Source organism: Robiginitalea sp., from assembly GCF_049588695.1.
Taxonomy (GTDB): Bacteria; Bacteroidota; Bacteroidia; order Flavobacteriales; family Flavobacteriaceae; genus Robiginitalea.
In genome coordinates this window covers 1-3,441 of the sequence record NZ_JBAVZJ010000519.1, presented here as the reverse complement: position 1 = coordinate 3,441, position 3,441 = coordinate 1, and the positions used below count along the sequence as shown (strand labels likewise).

Genomic DNA, 3,441 nt, shown 5'->3' with positions numbered 1-3,441 from the left:
GGGTTTCTTTTTAAAGAAGATACTCCCGATGGTTTCAGGTTCGAAGAAGAAGACGCAGAAAGCCAGGGAGAGGTATGGGAAAATGCCGATATGAAAAACGACCGAATTAAAAAGGTGAAAGAAAATGGAGGCGATAAACGCCCATTTCCGGGTGGGTTTAAAGAGGAGCAGGGGAACCACGAGCAAATCAAAGAGAATTCCAAAAACCCCGATAATTTTATGAACAAACGGGAGTTGAAGCGGAGGCCCGATAAGGAAAAAGTCTTTACGGGCCTCCATAAGCTGTGCGATAATGGTGAAATCGAACCAGTCGGCATAAAGTTTTGCGATAGAGGCGTAGGTATAGACTATAAAGAGCTGAAAGACAATAATCCATTTAACCCCCGTGTACATCTGGTCTGAACGGATTTGGGGGTTCCTTTTGCAGTCCATGCTATAGGCCCTGTGGGCCGGCAAAAAACACATGACAATACAGATCAGGACCAAGAGGTAATAGTGGTTGTTGTAGGACGTCTTTTGCATCAGGTAGGTTCCCGTCCACAGGAGTGTAAAAATGATCATGCTCAGGCGGTACCGGTAACCAATGGTGACCAGAATCCCCATCAGGCCCATTAGCATATAGTAGAAATACATGCCATTTCCGGGAAGGGGTTGCAACCACTCGAAGCCGATAAAGGTAAAGGTGAACTCGGGTTCGACAAGGGTGCGCCGAACCCATCCGGTGAGGATGGCGCCGAAACTCTCCAGGCTGATCAGGATTCCAAAGAATATACGGAAGATAATCAGGGGACTGTTGTCCATGCGGGAGAAGAGCAACCTGGAAATCATGTCTTCTGAATTAGGGAGCGGGCGTGTTTCTGATCCTCTGCCAATTGGGTTTTCAGGGCTTCTACGGAGTCAAATTTACGCTCATCCCGGATGCGGTAGAGCAATTCTACCTGCAGGGCCTGCCCGTACAGATCCTTTTCAAAGTCGAATAAATGCACCTCGATATGTTGTTTGCTCCCATCTACGGTGGGGTTTGTACCGATGTTCATCATTCCAAATACCCTCTGGTCAAGGATTCGTGCCTTTACCACATACACCCCCCCGGCAGGGATGAGTTTATAGCTGGCCGTTATACTCAGATTTGCGGTTGGGAATCCGAGTTGCCGGCCGAGGCCTATTCCCTTTTGTACGGTGCCCGATAGCATGTAAGGATATCCAAGGTAGGCCGTGGCTGTTTCTAAATCCCCAACTTCCAAAGCTTTGCGGATTTTTGTAGAACTCACAGATACCGCATCGATTTCCTGGGCTGGAATTTCAGCCACCTCAAAGTCGAATAGGTTTCCAAAACTCCGTAAATCATTAATGTTCGCATTGCGGTTGCGGCCAAAGCGATGATCGTACCCGATAATGACTTTTTTGACCCTGAGTTTCTCCACCAGCATATCGCGTACAAATTCCGTGGCGGACAAACGGGAAAATTTTTTTGTAAATGGATGTACGACCAGCATATCGAGCCCCATGGTCTTTAGGATTTCCGATTTTTCCTCGATGGTGTTGAGTAATTTGATGCTGTTGTCTTTTTGAAGCACCATCCTGGGATGGGGAAAGAAAGTAAGGAGGGTAGACTGCAGGCCCGTAGCGCGGCCTTCTGAAATAACTTTTTCAAGAATTTTCCGATGGCCAATATGCACCCCATCGAACGTCCCGATCGTCACAACGCTCGGGCTCGGATTGTCGTAATGGGAAAGACCTTGAACGGTTAACACAAATACAGAATAATAAAAAAGCGTATTTTGGCAGTCAAATGCCGGTTGATGAAGACAAAGTTACGTCTTGTTCTTTCAATTCCCTTATTTTTTTTCTGCATTACCTCTCTGGCACAGGATGCCGGATTGTATTGGGAACAACGTCCCATGGTCCAGGGTCGCGAAACGCTGTCCGGCCAAAGTATAAAAAACGAAGGAAGCCGGGCTTTCGTGCTTCGAGAGTCCGTATTTCGCCGGGAGTTGCAAAAACTGCATGACGGGAGTACGAATTCTGTGCTTATCTCCTTTCCGGATGCCTCTGGCCAATCCGTTACATTTCAAGTCGAGGAGCGTTCTGTTATGGCCCCTGAACTTCAACAGCGCTATCCGGATATTCGTTCTTATATAGGCTATGCCATCGATGCAAATAGCACCCGTATTCGATTCAGTTATTCCCCCAAAGGCCTGCAGGGTATGGTGGTCAATACTGAAACATCCCGGACCTATTACCTGGAACCCGACCCCGATGGGAGCGGAACTTATCATTTATTTTCCCGCGAAATGTTAGAACCCACCCTGTCCGGATGGAAGTGCAAAACGAATTCCAAGACTTCAAAAGACCTGCCCGGGGGGCGAAGTGCCAAACTTATCGATGACCAACTTTTGCGTACGTATCGCCTGGCGGTGTCCACCACAGGGGAATACGCTGAATACCACGGAGGGTCTGTGACAGATGCATTGGCAGCTATCAATGCCACGGTTACCCGGGTAAACGAGGTTTTTGAACGGGACCTCGCCATAGCCTTGGAATTGGTTCCCGAAACGGACCAGGTGATATATACCGATCCCAATACCGATCCGTATGGTGGAAATTTCAGTTCTGAGGTCCAAACCGTACTCACAGATCAGATCGGACCTGCGGGATATGATATCGGACATCTTTTTCACCAGGGTCCCGAGAATGGAAACGCTGGTTCTATCGGATCCGTATGTGTCGATGACCGGAAAGGGAGTGCCTTTGCCGCAACACCTGACCCACAAGGGGATCGGTTTGACCTTGATTTTGTCGCCCACGAAATGGGGCATCAATTCGGGGCAAACCACACCTGGTCTTTTCAAAGTGAGGGTACGGGGGTACAGGCAGAACCGGGAAGCGGTTCGACCATCATGGGGTATGCCGGGATTACCCAGGAGAATGATGTACAACCCACAGGAGATGATTATTTTCATTATTTCAGCGTCTTGCAAATCAGTCAGTACGTCACCACCACCTCCTGTGCCCAGACCGCGGCCCTGACCAATAACCCTCCACAAATCAGTACGCTTAAGGACTTCAGGATTCCGGTAGGAACAGCCTTTGTGCTTGAAGGTTCTGCCTCGGATCCGGATACAGGGGATGTGTTGACTTATGCGTGGGAACAAATAGACGACGGGGTCGTAACCCGGGAAAATTTCGGACCGGAAAACGCCGCAGGGTCTAATTTCAGATCCTTGAGGCCCCGGGTAGATTCTGTACGGTATTTCCCAAAGCTGGACAGGGTAATTACCGGCGACCTGACCCAGACCGATCCAGACAGTGGATCTGCCTGGGAAACGGTAGCCTCAGTAGATCGGGAATTGAATTTTGCGCTTACCGTAAGGGACAATGCTCCTGGTGGGGGACAAGTGAATTCAGACCTGCTGAAGGTCCGGGTGGAAGAAGAGGCAG

General features: G+C 49.2%; 3 protein-coding genes. 1 reads left to right on the top strand and 2 read right to left on the bottom strand.

The window, feature by feature from the left end; translation table 11 throughout:
- Both WBV75_RS12055 and WBV75_RS12050 read right to left on the bottom strand, forming a co-directional pair.
- Positions 1-828: HTTM domain-containing protein (locus WBV75_RS12055; RefSeq protein WP_424120840.1), on the bottom strand; the 828-nt coding region annotated here is incomplete at its 3' end.
- Entirely contained in the window at positions 825-1,754 is a 930-nt protein-coding gene (locus WBV75_RS12050) for a bifunctional riboflavin kinase/FAD synthetase (protein WP_424120839.1), read from the bottom strand. The genes WBV75_RS12050 and WBV75_RS12055, both read right to left, overlap by 4 nt.
- Before the next feature lie 48 nt (positions 1,755-1,802).
- Here WBV75_RS12050 and WBV75_RS12045 point away from each other — a divergent pair.
- On the top strand, positions 1,803-3,441 hold a 1,639-nt coding region (locus tag WBV75_RS12045; RefSeq protein ID WP_424120838.1), incomplete at its 3' end, for a reprolysin-like metallopeptidase.